Genomic DNA, 18649 nt, shown 5'->3' with positions numbered 1-18649 from the left:
TATGCCTCATTCCTCCCTCACTCCCGCCGTCGTGGATTTTTCCCTGTCCGCTCTCGGTGCCGGCAGGCCGGTGCTGTGGACCTCCCGCGCCGACCGTCGCAGTACCGCCGACGCCGCCCCCGCCGCGACACCTTCGATCATTAGCGATGCTGATGTGGATGCGGCCGTGGAGCGATTCCGCCGTTGCGCGCCCGCGCTGGCGCACCTGTTTCCGGAGCTGGCGTCGAGCGCCGGCGTCATCGAATCCGCGCTGCGGCCGGTGCCGCGCCTGCAGGCCGCGCTGGGCCTGCCCGCCGCCTCGGGCATGCTGCTGGTCAAGGGCGATCACGCGCTGCCGGTGGCGGGTTCGATCAAGGCGCGTGGTGGCATCCACGAGGTGCTCGAGCATGCCGAGACGCTCGCGCTGCGCCATGGGCTGCCGGTCGACCGCGACCCGCTGGCCCTGGTGTCGCCGGCCGCCCGGGCGCTGTTCGCCGCGCACGAGATCGCCGTCGGCTCGACCGGCAACCTGGGTCTGTCGATCGGCGTCATGGCCGCGGCGCTGGGCTTCCGGGCCGTGGTGCACATGTCGGCCGATGCCAAGGCGTGGAAGAAGGAGCGCCTGCGCCGCCGGGGTGTCGCGGTGGTCGAGCACGCTGGCGACTACGCGCAGGCCGTGGCGGCCGGCCGCGCGGCCGCCGCCGCCGACCCGCGCTGCCATTTCGTCGACGACGAGCGTTCGCTGTCGCTGCTGCTGGGCTATGCGGCGGCGGCGCCGCACCTGGCGCATCAGCTGGAGGCGCTGGGCCGGCGCGTCGATGCGACGCATCCGCTGTTCGTCTACCTGCCCTGCGGCGTGGGCGGCGCACCGGGCGGCATCGCGCTGGGACTGGCACGGATCTACGGCCCCCACGTGCATTGCTTCTTCGCCGAACCGACGCGCTCCCCATGCTTCCTGGTGCAGATGCTCGCCGGCACGCCCGAGGGCGCGCACCTGGGGCCGCATCCCTCGGTCTACGACATCGGACTGGACAACCGCACCGAGGCCGATGGCCTGGCCGTGCCACGCGCCTCGCTGCTGGCGGCCGAGGCGATGGCGCCGCTGCTCTCGGGTGTCTACACGGTCGACGACGAGGCGCTGTTCCCGTGGCTCGAACTCGCCGCCGCGACCGAGGACCTGCGCATCGAGCCCTCGGCCGCGGCCGGCCTCGGCGGTCCGGGCCTGGTGACCGCAACCGCCGCTGGCCGCGAGTACCTGCTGCGCCATGGGCTCGAAGGCCACCTGGCGCGGTCCACGCACATCGCCTGGGCCACGGGCGGGCTGTTCGTGCCCGACGACGAATACGCGCGCTTCCGGGCGCGTGGCGCGGCGTCGCTCCGACCTCCCGCCTGACGCCCATCCACCCGGCGCCCAGCTCGTCCGCTTCGCTCCCCCACCTCCCACCCCACCTTCTTCCGATCGCGAGAACCTCCCCATGAAATCCTCCCTGTTCCTGGCCGGTACCGCGCTGTCGGTCGCCGCCACCCTGCTGGCTCCACACGCCGCCCGGGCCGATGACGCCTATCCGTCGAAGCCCGTGCAACTGGTCATCCCGTTTCCGCCGGGCGGCGCGACCGACGTGGTGGGGCGGTTGATCGGCAAGACGCTCGGCGAGAAGCTCGGCCAGAACGTGGTGGCCGACAACCGCGCCGGCGCCGGCACCATCATCGGCGCGAGCTATGTCGCCAAGGCGGCGCCGGACGGCTACACGCTGCTGATCAGCTCGGGCACCACCTTCACCGTCAATCCGGCGATCCAGCCGAAGCTGCCCTACGACCCGGTCAAGGGCTTCGAGCCGATCGGCATGGTCGGTCGCACCGGGCTCGTGCTGCTGGCCCATCAGGACGTGCCGGCCGCCAATCCGAAGGAGTTCGCCGCGCTCGCCAAGGCGGCGCCGGGCAAGTACTCGTATGCCTCCTACGGCACCGGCACGACATCGCAGTTCACCGGCGAACAGATCCTGCGCGCCACCGGCACCCAGCTGGTCCACATCCCCTACAAGGGCAGCGCGCCGGCCATGACCGACCTCATGGGCGGGCAGGTGCCGTTCTCGGTCGACACCGTCTCGGCCGCCATCCCGCAGCTCAAGACCGGCAAGATCAAGGCCATCGCCGTGACCACCGCGAAGCGCTCGGCGCTGCTGCCCGACGTGCCGACCTTCGCCGAGTCCGGCTTCGACGTCGATGCCGACACCTGGATCGCCATCGTCGCGCCGCGCGGCCTGCCGCCGGCCGTGCGCACCCGCCTGGAGAAGGCCCTGGCCGACACCGTGGCCGTGCCCGAGGTGCGCCAGAAGCTGCTGGCCGCCGGCCTGGAGCCGAAGTTCGAGGGTGGCGCGGCCGTGGCCGCACTGATCGAGCGCGAGCTGCCGGTGATGCGCGCCATCGCCGCGCGTGCCAACATCAAGGCGGAATGAACCAGCCCCGGGAGACCACCGCACCATGAATCCGAGCGACCTGATCGCGCTGCCCGCCACCGAACTGCGCCGCCTGATCGGCGCCCGGCAACTCTCGCCCGTCGAACTGCTCGACGCCTGCATCGCGCGCATCGAGGCGGTCAATCCGCTCGTCAACGCCGTGACCGCGACCTGCTTCGATCGCGCCCGCGCCGAGGCCCGCGCCGCCGAGGCCGCCGTGACGGCCGGCGCGCCGCTGGGCCTGCTGCACGGCCTGCCGCTGGGCGTGAAGGATGTGGAGGACACCGCCGGTCTGCTGACCACCTTCGGCTCGCCGATCCATCGCGGCAACGTGCCGGTGGCCGACAACGTGCTGGTGCAGCGCCTGCGCGCGGCCGGCGCGATCGTCGCGGCCAAGACCAACGTGCCCGAGATGGGCGCCGGCGCCAACACGCGCAACCCGGTCTGGGGGGCCACCGGCAATCCGTTCGACAACCGCCTGAACGCGGGCGGGTCCTCCGGCGGCTCGGCGGCGGCGCTGGCGCTGGACATGCTGCCGGTGTGCACGGGCTCCGACACCGGCGGCTCGCTGCGCATACCGGCGGCCAAGTGCGGCGTGGTGGGCTTCCGGCCCTCGCCGGGCGTGGTCCCCAGCTCGCGCAAGCCGCTGGGCTGGACGCCGATTTCGGTGGTCGGGCCGATGGGTCGCACGGTCGCCGATGCCTGCCTGCAGCTGGCCGCCACGGCCGGCGTCTCGGCCACCGACCCCCTGACCTACGACCTCGATCCGCTGTCCTTCCTGCGACCGCCCGAGGTCGACCTGGGCGGCCTGCGCGTGGGCTGGACCGAGGACTTCGGCGCCTGCGACGTCGACCCCGGCATCCGGGCCACCTTCCGCGCCAGGATCGCCGCCATGCGCCACCTGTTCCGCAGCTGCGAGCCGGTGGACCTCGAACTGGGCGAGGTGCACCGCTGCTTCGACGTGCTGCGCGCCGAGGCCTTCGTCGCCGGCACGCGCGCGGCCTACGAGCGCGATCCGGCCAGCCTGGGGGCGAACCCGCGCGCCAACTACGAGATGGGCGCCGCCATGAGCCTGCTCGACTGCGCCTGGGCGCAGGCCGAGCAGACCCGCATCCTGGCGCGCTTCCAGGCCGCGTATCGCGAGTTCGACATCATCCTGGCGCCGACCACGCCGGTCTCGCCGTTCCCCTGGACCGAGCCCCACGCGACGCATGTCGAGGGCCGGGCGCAGGCCAACTACTACCGCTGGCTGTCGCTGACCTACGTCACCACGCTGACCACGCATCCGTCGCTCAGCCTGCCGTGCGGCACCGACGCGGCCGGCCTGCCGTTCGGCCTGCAGATCGTCGGCCGCTTCCGCGCCGATCGCCACACCCTGGGCGTGGCCCAGGCGATGGAGCAGGCCTTCGCCGGCTCGCCCGAACTGCGCCGCCCGCGTCCCGACGCGAGCCGGCTGCGTCCCCCGGTGCCGGCATTCGACTCGATCGTCACCGCGCCGCCGATCCACGCCGGTGCCGCCTCGGACGGCAGCGCCTCGGCCGTCTGAACCCCCGACCGGAGCCCCGTTCATGGACACCTACGACTTCGCCATCGTCGGCGCCGGCATCGCCGGCGCCTCCACCGGCTGGGAGCTGTCGGCCCGCGCGCCCACGGTGCTGCTCGAGCGCGAGAGCCAGCCGGGCTACCACACCACCGGGCGCTCGGCCGCGCTCTACATGGAGACCTATGGCACGCCGGCGATCCGGGCCCTGACGCGCGCCAGCCGGGCCTTCTTCGACCAACCGCCGGCGGCCTTCGGCGACGATCCGATCCTGACGCCGCGCGGCGTCATGCATGTCGCCGCGGCCGCGCAGGCCGATCTCCTCGAAGCCGCCTGGCGCGAGCTGTCCGGACGCTCGCGCGACGTGCGCCGCCTGGGCCAGGACGAGATGCTGGCCGCCGTGCCCTGCCTGCGGCCGGAGGCGGCCGCCTTCGGACTGGCCGAGGACGGCGCCAGCGACATCGACGTGCATGCGATGCACCAGGGCTACCTGCGCGGCTTCCGCCAGAACGGCGGCCGCGTCCTGACCGATGCGCACGTCACCGGTCTGACGCGCGACGCCGGTCTGTGGACCGTGACCCTGGCCGACGGCCGCGCCGTGCGGGCGCGCCATCTGGTCAACGCGGCCGGCGCCTGGGCCGACGAACTGGCCGACCTGGCGGGCGCCCGGCGCATCGGCCTGGAGCCGCGCCGGCGCACCGCCTTCACCTTCGCCCCGCCCGAGGGCGTCGATGCCGCGCGCTGGCCGGCGGTGGTCGGCATCGACGAGAGCTACTACTTCAAGCCCGATGCCGGCCAGCTGCTCGGCTCGCCGGCCAATGCCGATCCGGTGCATCCGCACGACGTGGTGCCCGAGGAGCTCGATGTCGCGCTGGGCATCCACCACATCGAGCAGGCGACCACCCTGACCATCCGCCGCCCGCATCGCGTCTGGGCCGGATTGCGATCGTTCGTCGCGGATGGCGACATGGTGATCGGCTGGGACGGCGAGCGCGAGGGCTTCTTCTGGCTCGCCGGGCAGGGCGGCTATGGCATCCAGAGCGCCGCCGGCGCGGCCCTGCTGGCGCGCAGCCTGCTGCTGGGTCAGGAACTGCCCGAGGCACTGCGAGCCGAGGGACTGGCGGCGGCGATGCTGTCGCCGCAGCGCCTGCGCTAGCCGCCGTTCCTCCGCTCCTCCGATTCGCGAAGCGCGATACCGACAGACGAAAAAAAAGCCGGCGATGGCGCCGGCTTTTTCTCGTCAGGTGCGTGGCGGGGCCACGCGGTCCGCGCTCAGCGGCGCCGGAATGGCGAGTCCACGCCCGTCGTGGAACGGGTGGCGCCACGCACGCCGCCGTTGCGCGAGCGATACCACTTCAGCGCCATCCAGCCGACGGTCGCGATCTTGAAGAGTTTTCCGAACATGGTGAGCTTCCTTTCAGTGAATCAGTTGTAGGCACGGGTGGTGCGCAGCATCGGATCGCGACGGGCGGCCAGGCCACCGAGGGCAGCGGCGATGGCACCCAGGATCAGCGCGACGGCGGCGGCCAGCGCGGCTTGCGACGAAGCCTTGGCGGTGGCATCGGCCACTTCGCGGGCCTTGGCTTCGGCGGCGGCCTTCTGCTCTTCGAACTTGGCGCGGGCCTGCTGGTAGTTCTTGATCCAGCCATCGACGCGCAACTCGGCTTCGGCACGGTCGACGCCGGCACGTGCCATCACGACATTCACCACGGCATCGCGATCGACCTGGTCGACGGTGTCCTTGCCGGAATCGATGATGCGCTGGATCACGGTCTTCAGGTCTTCGCCCGAGGCCTGGCCGTTGGCCGCGCTGGACGCAGCGCCGGTGGCCTGGTCGGCCGCGTTCTCGGCCTTGTTGGCGATGGCTTCGGGCTGCAGGGCCGGCTTGCCGGTCTGCTTCAGCAGCTTTTCGGCTTCGTTCTTGATGGCGTCGAAGGAGATGCCGCTCGACTGCAGCTGCTCCTTGGCCATGCCGGCCAGCGGCGCGGCGGCGGCCGCGGCACCGGTGGCGGTGACCGAGGCGGCCGTGCCGACCACGCTGGCACCACCGCGCACGACGGCGCCCACGGCCGAGGCGAGCAGGTAGGCCGTGACGATGGCGGCCAGGCCCCAGGTCACCAGACCGTGCAGCAGGGCGTCGGCCTTCTCGGGCACGCCGGCCAGGTGGCTGGCGACCCAGCCGCCGGCGAACAGCGAGATCATGCTGCTCACGGCCCACCACACACCGGCGCCGATGCCGAACGTGGACGCATCGGGGCTGCTGTAACGCAGCGGATCGATGGTGCTCAGCCCGATGCCCGCGCCCAGCAGGCTCAGGACCATCTGGACGACGATCGCGATGACGACACCGGCCAGGATGGCCCCCCAGGACACGCGTTTCCAGGCGGGTGGTTCGATGGCGCGGTTGGCGGCGGTGGTGGAGGCGTAGGGAGTGTTCATGGATGGATCGACGTTGTGTTGAGGCTCTGTGGCCCTGGTTGGGAACAGGGCGCATCATCACGTCGAACCCTCCCCGCGACCTGGCTGCGCGAGCGTCTGCTCACGTAGGCCCGCGTCGCTCATCGGGCAAGGCAATTCGGCCTCGCGGCTGTGGGGTTTTTCGCCCGACGCCGGCCGTCGTGCATGTTTAGCGCGCGAGCGCGGCGTCCCGGATCGACTGCAGGGTGCTGCCGGGCGTGATGGCCTCGGCGTCGAGCAGGCAGTGCAGCACGGCCGGCTTGCCACTGGCCCGGGCCCGTGCCAGGGCGGGCGCGAACTCGCCCGTGGACTCGACACGCTCGCCATGGCCGCCGAAGACCTCGGCATAGCCGCGGAAGTCGGGATTGCGCAGCCGGGTGGCGCTGACCCGGCCGGGATAGTGGCGCTCCTGGTGCATGCGGATGGTGCCGTACATGGCGTTGTCCAGCAGCACCACGATGATCGGCAGCCCGTACTGCACGGCGGTGGCGAACTCCTGGCCATGCATCATGAAATCGCCGTCGCCCGCGAACACCACCACCTCCCGCGCCGGCCACAGCCGCTTGGCGCCGACGCCGGCGGGCAGGCCGTAGCCCATCGAGCCGCTGGTGGGCGCGAGCTGGCTCGCGAAGGCGCGGAACGGCCAGAAGCGATGCACCCAGGTGGCGAAGTTGCCCGCGCCGTTGCAGAAGATGGTGTCGGCCGGCAGCACCTCGCGCAGATGCCGCATGACCTCGCCCATCTGCAGCGTACCGGGGATGCGGATCGGCGCCGGATCGCTCCAGGCCAGGAACTCGGCACGCGCGGACCGCGTGTGGTCCGACCAGCGCGGCGTGGCCGTCGTCGGGCGCAGGGCGGCCAGTGCCGGGGCCATGGCCTGCGGCGTCGCGTGGATGGCCTGCGTCGCCCGGTACAGCTTGCCCAGCTCGTCGGCATCGGCGTTGACGTGGATCAGCGTCTGGCGCGGCACCGGGATCTCCAGCAGTTCGTAGCCCTGGGAGGGCACTTCCGACAGCCGCCCGCCCAGCAGCACGACGAGATCGGCGGCACGGATGCGCGCCAGCAGCTTCGGATTGGCGCCCAGGCCCAGGTCGCCCGCGTACGACGCGTGCTCCGCGCTCATCAGCATCTGGCGGCGGAACGAGCAATAGATCGGCAGGTCGAATGCGGTGGCGAAGGCGGCGAGGTCGCGGGTGGCGGCTTCCGACCAGCGACTGCCGCCGAGGATCACCACCGGCCGCTCGGCGCCTTCGAGCAGGGCCTGGAATCGCGTCATGTCGTCCGGGCCGGGGTGCGTCTCGGCGATGGCGAAGGGCAGGGCATCGGCCACCGTGGCGGCCTGGGTGAGCATGTCCTCCGGCAAGGCGATCACCACCGGGCCGGGCCGGCCCGAGCAGGCGACGTGGAAGGCGCGCGAGACCAGTTCGGGCAGTCGCGCCGGATCGTCGATCTCCACCACCCACTTGGCCATGGTGCCGAAGACCGCGCCGTAGTCGAGCTCCTGGAAGGCTTCGCGCCCGAGTGCGCCGCGCGCCACCTGGCCGACGAACAGCAGCATCGGTGTCGAGTCCTGGTGCGCGATGTGGATGCCGGCGGCGGCGTTGGTGGCGCCGGGTCCGCGCGTCACGAAGCACACGCCGGGACGGCCGGTGAGCTTGCCCTGCGCCTCGGCCATCATGGCCGCGCCGCCTTCCTGACGGCACACCGTGACGTCGATGGCGGCATCGTGCAGCGCGTCGAGGACCGCCAGGAAGCTCTCGCCCGGCACGCAGAAGAGCTGCTTCACGCCATGGAGAATGAGTTGGTCGACCAGGATCTGGCCACCGGTACGCGCTGGGGAGGTGGTGTTCATCGGAACAGGCATGAGGATCGGATTCATGGGGAGCGACGTCGTGGCGCCAGGCCTCGGCCGGCGGGATCGGCGTCGGTGGAATGCGCATCATGTCTCACCGTGAGGTTTCGCGACAGGCCGTCACGACTCGATGCGCGAGCAACGTCGACGCCGCCGCTTTTACATCCGGGTACGTCGATGACTCGCCTGTGTGACAGACTGAGGCCATCCGCCGACAGCGGGAGGTAACCTCATGAAACGTGGGGATGCGCATTGGAAGCAACCGCTCACAATGTCCCCATGATTGCATTCCTGAGACGCAGAAGCGCCGCTCGGGTCGACCAGCCTGCGACCGATCTTCCCGAAGTGAGCCAGCCCATGCCGCTGGACAACGACGACGAGCTCTTCACCGATGCGGCCGAGCATCTGAGCGTGACCGAACTGAGCGAGCTGGAGGCCCGGGCCCTGTGCGCGCGCGAGGACATTCCGGTGTTCTGGCCGCGCCCGGACCAGGAGCGCCAGCGCCACGGATGAGGTGATCCGCCAGCACCCGCGTCCGCGACTCAGGCGCCCAGGTCCAGCAGCGGCGCCACGATGGCCAGGAAGGCCGCCAGGCGCAGGCCCAGCGCGATCGCGCTGAGCGTGGGGTTGGCATAGCCGCCGGTGGGAAAGACCGACGAGCCGCTCACGAACAGGTTGTCCATGCCGTGGACGCGGCAGTTCCCGTCGACCACGCCTTGCGCCGGATCGACATGCATGCGGGTGGTACCCATCGGGTGATGCGACGTCGGCTCGCTGGGGCGCGCCTGCGGATCGAAGTGATAGGTGCCCAGTCCCGATTCCTGGACCAGCCGCGCGAAATGGCGGCGGCTGTGGACGAAACGGGCCTGGTCCTCGTCGCGCCAGCTGAAGTCGTAGCGCAGGCGTCGCTGGCCGAAGGCATCGATGCTCTCGCCCAAGGTGACGCGGTTGTCGATGTGCGGATACTGCTCGAGCTGGTTCACCACTTCGATGTGATCGACGAAGGTATGGGCCTTGTCGGCCACGCGTGACCAGCCGCCATAGCCGATCGAGGAGATCATCCCCGGCGTGGCATAGAAGCGATAGAGATGCTGCGCGATCGAGAACGGGTCCTGTGCCATCGCCCGCACCTTGGCGAACCAGCCGTCGGGCGCCTTGAAGCGCGAATGGCCGGTGATCAGCGATCGGAAGCTGTTGACCGCCGGGGTCATGGTCGTGGCTTCGAGCGGGATCATCAGGAAGGTCATGTTGAGCAGGCCGTGCTTCCTGATCGCCTCTTCGGTGAAGCCGAGCTTGGCCATGTATCCGACGCCCTTGTCGGCCTGCAGGTCGTACAGCGCGAGCCGGTCGAAGAGCGCTCGGCTGCGGGGCACGATGTAGCTCGAATAGTCCTGCGGATGATCCATCAGGTAGCGTCCGACCAGGCCGTTGCGGTTGCCCACGCCAGCCGGATTGCGGCGATTCGAAAGCAGCATCAGCCGGGCGTTCTCCAGCGCGCCGGCCGCGAGCACGTAACTGCGCGCCACGATCGACAGCCGCTTGCCGTTCAGGCAACCGGCGCGCAGGCCAGTCACGTGACCTTCGTCGTCGCCGACGTCGATCTCCAGGACGCTGGTGTGCAGCAGCACCCGGGCACGGCCCGAGCGCGCCAGGATCTCCGGCGAGCGCCTGAAGAACCGGTCGGCCGGACCGAACTGGAACAGGCTGGTCTTGAGTTCGCCGTCGGGCGAGGCGACGCAGCCCGCCGCGGGTGTCGCCCTCGACGCGCCGTCGTAGGCGAACTCGCCCAGTTCGCACACCTCGTGAGCCTGCTGGTAGTAGGGCTCGAGCTCGGAGAAGTCGAATGGCCAGCCGCTGTGCGGGACCTCGGGGCGCGCTTCCAGGTCGATCGGGTCGAACGGCACATAGCGCACGCCGATGCGGGGGCGGTCGAAGATGATCGACCAGACATTGGACAGGCCACCGAACTGCCGTGTGCGGATGGCGTGGGGATCGACGATGCCATCGCCGGCCTTCTCGCCACGGCAGAGTTCGTGCTCCGCCGGGTCGTACTCGAAACCGCCACTCTCGACCAGACAGACCGCGAGACCGCGCGCCACCAGCGCCTCGGCCATCGCCAGGCCGCCCGGTCCGGCGCCCACGATGCAGACATCGGCCTGGAACCGCGCATCGTCGGCCACCGTGCGTCCGTCGATGAAACCTGCTGGAAGCTTTTTCACGACCGTCTTTCTCGATATGAACGATTCGCCATCCGCGAGCCGAAGGAAGTGTAGCTAAAAGGTTTCTAAGCGTGAATATTGTTTGAGTACGTAGGTTGTACCAGGAGCGTGCTGAATCGGCGATGCGTGTTGTGCCCAAACACGCCGCGCCCGCTCCGGCGGGAAGACCGGGAGCGGGCGGGCGCGAGCCGTCAGGCGCGGATCGGCGCGACCAGGCCGAGCTGCGTCAGCGCGGTGACGCCATCGTCCAGGCCGATCTCCTCGACGATCCGGCCGCCGGCCAGACGCAGGACGGTGGTGCCGGAGAAATGCATCTTCCGACCCGTGGCGGCCGGCAGCGAACCCAGCAGGAAGTCGCTGAACGCCGCGCCGGTGTGCGTGCCGCCGCCCAGCCACCGGCCGACCACCAGGTCGCCCTGGGCGATCAGCGGCGCGGTGCCGGCGAAGGCCAGATCGGGGAACGATGCACGGAAATCCTTCATGAAGGCACGGATGTCGGTCCGGCCCCGGCGCGGCACGTGCAGCGAGTACTGCAGCAGCATGTCCGGGGCGGCCAACGCCTCGACGATCGCGGGATCGTATGTCGGACCCCAGAAGCCGTCGAACCAGCGACCGACGATGGCCTTGTTGGCTTGCTCGCGCGCCGTCTGGCGCGGGTCCGTGGAGGCGCGAGGGGCTGCCTGGGCCTGACCGGTCAGGCCCACCACGCCTGCCGCGGTCGCCACGGCGCCCGTGCCGGCCCAGCGCAGGAGGTTGCGGCGTTGCATGTCTTGTGCGGTCATGGGACTGGTCTCACGCGGCAACCGTGATGCGCAGCAGGCCGAGCTGGAGCAGGGCCGTCACGCCATCGTCCAGGCCGACCTCCTCGACGATCCGGCCGTCGATCACCTTGAGCACGGTGGTGCCGGAGAAGCGCATCTTGCGGCCGGTGGCGGCGGGGAGCGGACCCGCGAGCATGTCGCCGAAGGCCGCTCCCGTGTGGGTGCCGCCGCCGATCCACCGACCGACCACCGAGTCGCCTTCGGCGATCAGCTCGGCCGTGCCGCCGAACGACAGGTCGGGAAACGAGGCGCGGAACGCGGCCATGAAGGCCTTGATGTCGGCCCGGCCGCGGCGCGGCGCATGCAGCGAGTAGTGCAGGAGCATGTCGGGAGCGGCGAGCTCGTCGACGATGGAAGGGTCGAAATTCGCGCCCCAGAAATGCGTGAACCAGCGACCGACGATGGCCTTGTTGTCGTCTTGTACGGACATGTGATTTCCCTTGCGATCCATGGATCGATTCGTTGAAGCGGACGACGAACGCGGCGCGTCCGTCTCCGGCGGCAAGGTTAGGCGGGGAGTGCGCCGGGCACGCTCCGTTTCTTGCGGAGCTATTCGAAAGCGTCCCGTCAGCAAACACGACCCGATCATTGGTCGGATCGGATGGAAATCGAATTGTCTCTAGAATGAATTTGGATCTTAAGAAGAAAGTCGCATTACGGGTAATTGCACATGCCATGGAATACCTTGAACCAAGGATTTCGAGCGTCGAATACTGGATGAATTAATTCAATTCGCGGCATCGAGGCATCGTCCGAGTGCTGGTCTTCCAGCATGGCCGCGCACAGGGCCATTCCTCTACGGAAGCGGGCTTCCACGTCCCTCCACTCCAGTGGAAGATCGTGCGGTGAAAGGCATCCGATTCTTCACATCGGCAGTCACATCGGTGGGATAAATCCTATTGTTCATTCACATGAATTGATCGGGTATCCGCATGCAATGATCCAAAAAAATGGAGAGGAATCATCGGCTCGTTGGCGATGATCATCGAGTGGATCGGGCCTTTATTATCAAAAGGATCATTCATGCAATTTTCGATGAACTTATTGATGCAATGCATCGACGAGTCGGCGTTGGCATCCAGGACCCCATGAGGAATGCGCATGGCTGACCGACGGCTGATGGACCGGCTGGTGCGTACGCTGGCCGAGCGCCGGCGCCTGTGGCCGCCCGACGGCAGTTCATCGCTGGCCTGCCTGGGACTGCTCGGATGGATGCATCTCACGTACTCCGACCCGGAGCAGGCCGCGCGCCAGGCCACCAGCTGGATGTGGCTCGGCGGCCTGCTCGACGTGGGATCGGCCCTGAGCGCGTCCCACGCCGACACGACCCATTTCGATGCGCGGGATCAGCAGGCCATCGAGGCCTATGCGGCGGCGGTGGCGGCGCAGGTGCTGCGGATCGAGCGGCCGAAGCGGATGGCGCAATGGGAGGAGGCGCGTGAGGCGCGCTGGCAGCCGGAAGACATCGAGATGCTGATCGCGCTGGGGACGGCGCATGGCGCCGTGATGCGCGATGTCATCGCCGGTGTCATGGAAGGCTTCGAGCATGGCCGCAGCTATGTCGTGCCGATGTTCGGTGACCTGGAGGTCGACGAGGCGTCCTCGACTCCGGCGGATTCCGACATTGCCGGCGACGAGCCCGGACCGGGGCTGGTGTCTCTCCTCCAGTATGCCGAGCGCCGTGGCAGCACCGCCGCCGAGATCGCTGGGGGTGATGCGCCGCGATACGGCCTGAGCCATCTCCAACCGGGAGAAGTCGAGTGATGCATTTCCCACGCCCATTGCGCCGGGCCTGCACGCCCACCGTACCGGGAGTCGGCATCGTCCCGGCCGCGGCACCCGCCCCGCGAGCGGTCTCGCGCGATGTCGCGGATCGGGCCGGGGCGGTGGACGAACCGCCGCCGCGCACCGTCGCGCGCGCAGTGGACGGCACGCATCCCGGTCCCGGCAATCCGCTGCACACCGTCATCTTCTTCATCTGAATGAAAGGCCTTGGATCATGAACGTCCCTTCCGTTCCCGCTGACGGCGACCCGGACGCGACCCCACCCGCCTCGACTCATCCCGCGCCGGTCTTGCCCGGCAGGAGACGTCCACGGGAGTTCGTGACGCGGGAGCGCAAGAGCATCTGGGATTTCGGCATCGTCGGCACCAATCGCAACGCGGACAACAGGCTGTCGTCGATCTACGGCACGCTGGCGCAGGCGAAGGCGGCGTATCCGACCGTGACCGACCTGACGCTGGACGACCAGATCGACTGGGCGGGCACGCAGGCGGCGTGGCACTGGATGAACAAGCACCGATTGCCGATCAGCCTGGAAGGCGCGCAGCTCAACATCAATCGTGCGGTCGTCAGTCGTGGCTACATGAACGTGGACGGCGGCAACGCCACCATCGGCATGCGCCTGATGGCGAAGAAGCGGATCGACGACGGCAGCGCGCCGGCGCCGGACCTGTCGTACCCCACGAACAGCAGGATCGGCCCGCTCGACGGTTGCGCGATCTTCGTCGCCGAGCCGGCCTATTACATGGTGGTGGCGAACATCGACTTCTACGACGGCCGCTTCGGCATCTGCTACCTGAACGACCCGAACAGCCCGGTCCATCGCAACCTGCGGTTCAACCACATGAACGCGGGCGTCTTCTACTACCTGGGTTGCCAGAACGCGCGCTACTACAACTGCGGCGGCGCCCCGCTGGGCGTGCTGCACATCAGTTCGGCGACGGCCTTTCCGAGCGGCCATCCCAACATCGACAACGACAACTACTACAGCGACAACTGCACCTTCACGAACGAATGGGGCTTCAATTCGTTCGGCATCGAAGTGCACGCGGCGTTCGACCGCTGGTTCCGAGACTCGATCTTCCGTCCGACCGTGGTCTCCAGGGTGCAGGGCAGTGCCTCGACCTACAACGATGCCGAGGGCAGGGCCTACCCGATCGATTCGCCGTGTTGCCTCCCGACCGGTCGGCTGATCTACATGCCGTATCGCAATCTGCGCATCTGCTTCTCGCTCATCATCAAGGGGCAGGACTCGCGCGGGCCCGGCATGACGCGCGGCTATGCGTACGTGGGTACGGAGGTCAAGTCGCTGACGCTGGAGGGCAATCAGTACGAGCAGCTCTTCGAAAGCCTGGCGCCCGACGACACCAGTGCGGCGCTGATGACGGTCGGCTCCATCACCTCGGGGTCGATCGCCGAGCAGGCCCAACTCTCCTACATCGATCTGATGCATCCGTTCGTGGCCTACACCGGACGCGGTCGCAACGAGGGCTTCGCCGACGATCGCGGCCTGTTCAACCTGGGCGCCCAGCCCAACCTCGTCAAGGACCGTGTCGGCATCCGGGGCTATCGGCAGGGCCGCAGCTACGAGGGCGAGAAGGTCCTGCCCACGGTGCTCAACGTCTATCGCGAACAGAGCCGGACCGATGCCCGCGCGCCACTCGATGCCTATTACCGCGTCGACGGCACGACCTTCAGCAATTTCGAGGTCTCGACGCTCGTCGAGAGCCTGCCGGTCACGCTGTACCTGCCCCAGGTGTCGACCGATGGCAAGACCCGGGTCATGTCGCTGCTGCGGACGCACGAGCCTTTCTCGGGTTTCCTGGAGATCATGGTGCGCAACTGCACCACCGGCGAGACCGACTGCGCCCGCTACCAGGTGACCACGGGCGCCAGCGAACAGCTCACCCTCGCTGCGACGGTGAGGAACGGGGACACCGTCGTGCAGTTCACGAACCCGCCCGAGGACGAAGGGCGCACCATGCGCTACGCGCTGTGGTCGCCCAGGGCCGATGGCTGCGGCAAGGGTTTCACCACCGATCTCTACCTGGGCGACAACAGGATCCGGGTCCTCAACAGGGTCTCGGGCCTGCCCGCGCCACTGGCCGCCGGCAGCGTCGTCCATCGCAAACGCGCCTGCACGCCGGTGCAGGAATTCCAGCGCGGCTGGATCACCGTGGTGAGCGTGGATTCTCCTGGCGGAGGCATCGCCTACCAGGACGACGACGTGCTGGCGATCAGGAACCACCTGGGCGACAACCAGAATCCCGACAAGACCGACGCTCTCGAGATCGTCATCCGCACCTCGCACCTCGCATCGCCCCACGACCGCCGCTACCTGGCCGTCGCGCCGACCACCGGCACCCACATGGAAGGCGAGGAGGTGCATCGTCTGCGAGGTTCGAGCACGCCGGTGCGCCGCTGGCGCTGCAAGAGCTCTGGCACCGGTGATGGCCTGTTCTTCGCTGTCGAGTTCGATACCTTGAGTGGCAACACCCAGGCCCGTCCGAAGTTGACATCCAACGACGGCGGCGTGCTCTTCTACGACACCACCCTGTCCAAGCTCATCCGCTGGAGCGGAGCCGCCTGGCAGGTCTGAACCAGGACGCGCGTGCACCCGCACGACGTCGATCGGTCGAGCACGAAACCACTGCTCGTTGTCTGTCCCGTTCCATCCTTTGAAGGACTTCCATGGTGCAAACCGTCTCATTCACCCTTCCCGCCTTCGGCTCGCTCATTCCCGGCCAAGGCGGGCGGCTGGCCGCAATCATGCGGGGGGCCGTGGTCGATGGCGTCGAACAGCCGCCCTATGCGCTGCTGATCTCGGCCCATGCATCCAACGAAGCACAGATCCCCTGGGCCTACAACTACTCGGTCAGTGCCCCTGGCGCCACGAGCCTGACCGACGGCCTCGCCAACACGGAGGAAATGCTGAAGGGCCGATGCGACGCCGCCGGGCACATCCGGAACAACGCGCTCGACGGACACGGCGACTGGTACCTGCCCAGCATCGGTGAAATGCGCGTCCTCAGGGCGAACGTCATGGACTTGCTCGGCACGCCCACAAGCTCCTACTGGACCAGTACCGTCAAGGGCAGCCAACCAGTCTCCTACATGGTCGATTCCGACCGCGTCGCGCCGTTCGATCAGATCTGCCGAAACTTTGTCCGGCCTGTCCGCCGCGTGCCATTGACGCTGCTGACGCCGAAGGCCGGAGCACCCGCAGCCACCGACCCGGGATCGAACGTCAAGCCCGTCGCCTTCGTCCTCCCTCCGTTCGGAACCGCCATTCCCGGTCAGGGTGGAAAGCTCGTCGCGATCCTGCGTGGACCGGTGGTCAATGGTGTCGAACAACCCCCTCATGCGCTCCTGATCTCGGACGGCGATGGCAACGAATCCGACCGTAGCTGGGGGTCGCCGGCCAACATCAAAGGCAATGCCAACAGTTTCACCGATGGCTTGGCCAACACCGAAGCCATGTTGACGGGTGCCTGCCCGGCGGCGTTGTGCGTGCGCGAGAAACCGATCGATGGACATGCCGACTGGTATCTCCCCAGCATCTGCGAGATCTCGGCCACTGCGGTGAATGTTCCGGAGTCATTGACGAAGGCGAACTGCTACTGGAGCAGCACCTACCAGGGATATAACACTGCGTGCAATTACCGATTCGCGCTCGAGACCGCCAACACGTCGGCCGATGTATCCAGTATCCGGCGCGTCCGGCCGTTCCGGCGGATTCCGCTCGGACTCCTGCATGCCTGAAGCCCTTCCGGCGCCGTTGGGAACGAAGTGAACCGACAGGTCGGATCTGAACCATGACGCGCGAACGCCCGCATGGCGTCGAGCGGTCGCGCGCGAAATCACTGCTCGTCGTCCATACCACCAGGACTGGTACCTGCCCAGTCGGTGCGAACTCGCAACTGCCGCGGCGAACGTGCCGGAGATGCTTTTAGAAGGTGAATGGTATTGGAGCAGTACCCAACAGGGAGCCGATAAAGCATGCGTCGATGACCTCAGCAATGTGCAGCACCATACGGACGACAAGACGGTCCGAAGTCATGCGCGGCCCTTTCGACGGATTCCGCTCGATCTGTTGAAAGCCTGAATCCTCCATGGCCCGGCCGTGGGGGAACGGAGCGCTCTTTCGGGTCCTGGCCACTGGAAGGAGATGCCGAATACCGAGTCCGGTCGTGCGAGATGCGCAGGCCCAAGACAAAGGCCCCGCCACTGTCCGAAAACAGTAGCGGGGCCTTTTCTTTTTTGGTGCCGGAGAGATGAATCGAACACCCGACCTTCTCATTACGAATGGAAAGGCGTAGCCTTATTTTGCTGGTGGTGTATGGGTATGATGCCTTTATTGGCACATTTTTGGCACAGTCAGCAGCGAGTAGCGTTTTCAATGGCAGCAATCAACAAGCGTGGCCCGTACCAGTGGCGGGTGCAGATCCGTAGGCATGGCTTTCCCCCTCTGAGCAAGACCTTCACCACCAAGGCCGAAGCCGAGGCCTGGGCGAAGATGAACGAGTCGGAAATGGCGCGTGGCGTCTGGGTCAGCAGGGGCGAGGCCGAGGCCACGACCCTTCACGAAGCGCTGGAGCGCTACGAGGAAGAGGTGACGCCAGGAAAGAAGAGCGCAGCCGGCGAGAAGTCGTTCTTGCGCATCTGGCGGGCCACCACAATGGCCAAGCGGCCGCTGGCGTCGATCCGCAGTGCGGACGTGGCCAAGCTGCGCGATGTGTGGCTCAAGGAGTACCAGCCGGCCACGGTGCTCCGCCGCCTCGCTGTGTTGTCCCACGTCTTCACCATCGCGCGCAAGGAATGGGGCATGGAGAGCTTGTCCAATCCGGTCGAGTTGGTGCGAAAGCCGCAGCCGAATAACGCCCGCACCCGCCGCATCGCAGTTGAAGTGCTAAAGGCTGATCCTCTGCAACCAGCTGATGACCCGGCTCTGCGCAACGCCAGCGATGGGGAGTTGGAGCGAGTCGTTGCGGCAAGCGGCTCGGTGTTGTTGCCTGCGGTTATCACGCTGGCTGTCGAAACGGCGATGCGACGCGGTGAGATCGTGGGATTGCGATGGGAGCACATCGACCTGGATCGTCGGGTAGCGCATCTGCCCGCAACCAAAAACGGCAGCTCGCGCGATGTGCCGTTGTCTTCCCGTGCTATCCAAGTTCTCGTCGGTTTAAAAGACGACCAGATCGACGCAAAGGAGGACGAGGAAGAGCTGGGCGAATCAGGCTCCGACGACGGGGCAGTGTTCGGCATCCGCAGCGATGCCGTTACAAGGGCCTTCGAACGCGCTGTGATGCGTGCCCGCAAGGGCTACCTGCATGAGTGCAAGGAAAAGCGCCAAAAGCCCGACATGCGGTATCTCACCGATCTGCGCTTCCATGACCTTCGACATGAGGCGACTTCGCGTCTGGCTGAGATTTTCCCGCTGCATGAGCTCACCAAGATCACAGGCCACAAGGATCCCAGAATGTTGATGCGGTATTACCATCCTAGGGCAGAAGATTTAGCTAAACGCTTGCTTTGAGGTGCAC

The 18649-nt window shown here is 67.8% G+C and carries 16 protein-coding genes; 10 read left to right on the top strand and 6 right to left on the bottom strand.

Annotated features, from left to right (window positions below; genetic code table 11):
• The first annotated feature begins 1 nt into the window (after nt 1).
• From AC1MLT_RS07560 to AC1MLT_RS07545, 4 genes are all read left to right on the top strand, one after another.
• Nucleotides 2-1372, top strand: coding sequence for a D-serine ammonia-lyase (locus AC1MLT_RS07560; protein WP_481034779.1), 1371 nt, complete (start codon nt 2-4; stop codon nt 1370-1372).
• An 82-nt stretch (nt 1373-1454) separates the two neighbouring features.
• Nucleotides 1455-2435: a Bug family tripartite tricarboxylate transporter substrate binding protein gene (locus tag AC1MLT_RS07555; RefSeq protein WP_481034778.1), complete on the top strand. Its 981-nt coding sequence runs from the start codon at nt 1455-1457 to the stop codon at nt 2433-2435.
• Between the two features lie 25 nt (nt 2436-2460).
• Nucleotides 2461-3981 carry an amidase gene (locus AC1MLT_RS07550; RefSeq protein WP_481034776.1) on the top strand — a complete coding sequence of 507 codons (1521 nt, stop codon included), beginning with the start codon at nt 2461-2463 and terminating at the stop codon, nt 3979-3981.
• 22 nt (nt 3982-4003) lie between these two features.
• Nucleotides 4004-5131 (top strand): NAD(P)/FAD-dependent oxidoreductase, encoded by a 1128-nt coding sequence (locus AC1MLT_RS07545; RefSeq protein WP_481034774.1) that lies wholly within the window; start codon nt 4004-4006, stop codon nt 5129-5131.
• A gap of 116 nt (nt 5132-5247) precedes the next feature.
• Here AC1MLT_RS07545 and AC1MLT_RS07540 read toward each other — a convergent pair whose 3' ends face one another.
• The 3 genes from AC1MLT_RS07540 to AC1MLT_RS07530 form a co-directional block, all read right to left on the bottom strand.
• Nucleotides 5248-5379, bottom strand: coding sequence for a hypothetical protein (locus AC1MLT_RS07540; protein ID WP_481034772.1), 132 nt, complete (start codon nt 5377-5379; stop codon nt 5248-5250).
• 21 nt (nt 5380-5400) lie between these two features.
• The gene (locus tag AC1MLT_RS07535) at nt 5401-6414 is read right to left on the bottom strand and encodes a hypothetical protein (protein ID WP_481034771.1); all 1014 of its coding nucleotides are present in this window, start codon (nt 6412-6414) and stop codon (nt 5401-5403) included.
• 187 nt (nt 6415-6601) lie between these two features.
• Entirely contained in the window at nt 6602-8284 is a 1683-nt protein-coding gene (locus tag AC1MLT_RS07530) for a thiamine pyrophosphate-binding protein (RefSeq protein ID WP_481034769.1), read from the bottom strand.
• Nucleotides 8285-8641: 357 nt separating this feature from the next.
• On the opposite strand from AC1MLT_RS07530, the gene AC1MLT_RS07525 reads away from it, so the two are divergent.
• Nucleotides 8642-8797: a hypothetical protein gene (locus AC1MLT_RS07525; protein WP_481034768.1), complete on the top strand. Its 156-nt coding sequence runs from the start codon at nt 8642-8644 to the stop codon at nt 8795-8797.
• Nucleotides 8798-8826: 29 nt separating this feature from the next.
• On the opposite strand, the gene AC1MLT_RS07520 is transcribed toward AC1MLT_RS07525, so the two are convergent.
• The 3 genes from AC1MLT_RS07520 to AC1MLT_RS07510 all read right to left on the bottom strand — a co-directional run bounded on the left by AC1MLT_RS07520 (nt 8827) and on the right by AC1MLT_RS07510 (nt 11754).
• Entirely contained in the window at nt 8827-10503 is a 1677-nt protein-coding gene (locus AC1MLT_RS07520; RefSeq protein WP_481034766.1) for a GMC oxidoreductase, read from the bottom strand.
• 191 nt (nt 10504-10694) lie between these two features.
• Nucleotides 10695-11285, bottom strand: coding sequence for an ester cyclase (locus tag AC1MLT_RS07515; RefSeq protein WP_481034765.1), 591 nt, complete (start codon nt 11283-11285; stop codon nt 10695-10697).
• 10 nt (nt 11286-11295) lie between these two features.
• A complete protein-coding gene (locus tag AC1MLT_RS07510; protein ID WP_481034763.1) occupies nt 11296-11754 on the bottom strand; it encodes an ester cyclase in 459 nt (152 codons plus the stop codon).
• A 671-nt stretch (nt 11755-12425) separates the two neighbouring features.
• Between AC1MLT_RS07510 and AC1MLT_RS07505 the strand changes: the two genes are divergently transcribed.
• From AC1MLT_RS07505 to AC1MLT_RS07485, 5 genes are all read left to right on the top strand, one after another.
• Nucleotides 12426-13088: a hypothetical protein gene (locus AC1MLT_RS07505; RefSeq protein WP_481034761.1), complete on the top strand. Its 663-nt coding sequence runs from the start codon at nt 12426-12428 to the stop codon at nt 13086-13088.
• The gene (locus AC1MLT_RS07500) at nt 13088-13306 is read left to right on the top strand and encodes a hypothetical protein (RefSeq protein ID WP_481034760.1); all 219 of its coding nucleotides are present in this window, start codon (nt 13088-13090) and stop codon (nt 13304-13306) included. Before AC1MLT_RS07505 ends, AC1MLT_RS07500 begins: the two co-directional genes overlap by 1 nt.
• 17 nt (nt 13307-13323) lie before the next feature.
• The gene (locus AC1MLT_RS07495) at nt 13324-15705 is read left to right on the top strand and encodes a hypothetical protein (RefSeq protein WP_481034759.1); all 2382 of its coding nucleotides are present in this window, start codon (nt 13324-13326) and stop codon (nt 15703-15705) included.
• Nucleotides 15706-15797: 92 nt separating this feature from the next.
• On the top strand, nt 15798-16868 hold the full coding sequence (locus tag AC1MLT_RS07490; protein ID WP_481034758.1) for an Lcl C-terminal domain-containing protein: 1071 nt from the start codon (nt 15798-15800) through the stop codon (nt 16866-16868).
• Between the two features lie 637 nt (nt 16869-17505).
• Entirely contained in the window at nt 17506-18642 is a 1137-nt protein-coding gene (locus AC1MLT_RS07485; RefSeq protein WP_481034756.1) for a site-specific integrase, read from the top strand.
• The last annotated feature ends 7 nt before the right edge of the window (nt 18643-18649 follow it).

Source organism: Variovorax sp. PEI5 (assembly GCF_056679935.1).
This window is presented reverse-complemented; position numbering and strand designations above follow the sequence as displayed.

Bases quoted from the DNA above. Each gene is read 5' to 3' on its own strand.
- AC1MLT_RS07525 (WP_481034768.1), top strand. From the start codon at position 8,642: ATGCCGCTGGACAACGACGACGAGCTCTTCACCGATGCGGCCGAGCAT.
- AC1MLT_RS07505 (WP_481034761.1), top strand. From the start codon at position 12,426: ATGGCTGACCGACGGCTGATGGACCGGCTGGTGCGTACGCTGGCCGAG.
- AC1MLT_RS07490 (WP_481034758.1), top strand. From the start codon at position 15,798: ATGGTGCAAACCGTCTCATTCACCCTTCCCGCCTTCGGCTCGCTCATT.
- AC1MLT_RS07510 (WP_481034763.1), bottom strand. From the start codon at position 11,754: ATGTCCGTACAAGACGACAACAAGGCCATCGTCGGTCGCTGGTTCACG.
- AC1MLT_RS07495 (WP_481034759.1), top strand. From the start codon at position 13,324: ATGAACGTCCCTTCCGTTCCCGCTGACGGCGACCCGGACGCGACCCCA.
- AC1MLT_RS07555 (WP_481034778.1), top strand. From the start codon at position 1,455: ATGAAATCCTCCCTGTTCCTGGCCGGTACCGCGCTGTCGGTCGCCGCC.
- AC1MLT_RS07540 (WP_481034772.1), bottom strand. From the start codon at position 5,379: ATGTTCGGAAAACTCTTCAAGATCGCGACCGTCGGCTGGATGGCGCTG.
- AC1MLT_RS07545 (WP_481034774.1), top strand. From the start codon at position 4,004: ATGGACACCTACGACTTCGCCATCGTCGGCGCCGGCATCGCCGGCGCC.
- AC1MLT_RS07530 (WP_481034769.1), bottom strand. From the start codon at position 8,284: ATGAACACCACCTCCCCAGCGCGTACCGGTGGCCAGATCCTGGTCGAC.
- AC1MLT_RS07485 (WP_481034756.1), top strand. From the start codon at position 17,506: ATGGCAGCAATCAACAAGCGTGGCCCGTACCAGTGGCGGGTGCAGATC.
- AC1MLT_RS07550 (WP_481034776.1), top strand. From the start codon at position 2,461: ATGAATCCGAGCGACCTGATCGCGCTGCCCGCCACCGAACTGCGCCGC.
- AC1MLT_RS07535 (WP_481034771.1), bottom strand. From the start codon at position 6,414: ATGAACACTCCCTACGCCTCCACCACCGCCGCCAACCGCGCCATCGAA.
- AC1MLT_RS07500 (WP_481034760.1), top strand. From the start codon at position 13,088: ATGCATTTCCCACGCCCATTGCGCCGGGCCTGCACGCCCACCGTACCG.
- AC1MLT_RS07515 (WP_481034765.1), bottom strand. From the start codon at position 11,285: ATGACCGCACAAGACATGCAACGCCGCAACCTCCTGCGCTGGGCCGGC.
- AC1MLT_RS07560 (WP_481034779.1), top strand. From the start codon at position 2: ATGCCTCATTCCTCCCTCACTCCCGCCGTCGTGGATTTTTCCCTGTCC.